The sequence below is a fragment of the Rhizobium ecuadorense genome (assembly GCF_001187535.1).
GTDB classification, from domain to species: Bacteria; Pseudomonadota; Alphaproteobacteria; order Rhizobiales; family Rhizobiaceae; genus Rhizobium; species Rhizobium ecuadorense.
The window spans coordinates 1-306 of sequence record NZ_LFIO01001318.1; the positions used below are offsets into that span (position 1 = coordinate 1).

The following is a 306-nucleotide window of genomic DNA, read 5'->3' on the forward strand; positions in this document are numbered from 1 at the left end:
GTATCAACGGCGGTTGGAGCAACCTGGCGGCGAGAAACGTCATCACACACGGATCGGGCGCGGCTTTTCGCGTTGATGAGGGTACCGGCAAGGGTTGGCGTCCGCCATGGGCACGCCCTAATCGCATTGAGGAGAATATTGTATCGGTTGACAGTGATGGCGGCGTTGTAGCGTATGTCAACGCTCCCGATCTTGGGCTTGGTTTTGTGCAATTTGCGCGCAATCGCTACAGCGGCAACTTGAACGACAAGAGCTTCAGGATACATCCGCAGATCATGCGTTGGGGGGAATTTGGCAGTCTACTAG

The 306-nt window shown here is 55.6% G+C and carries 1 pseudogene; it reads left to right on the plus strand.

Annotated elements, in window-relative coordinates:
- Positions 1-306: pseudogene (locus AF337_RS40970) on the plus strand (right-handed parallel beta-helix repeat-containing protein); the annotation flags it as partial.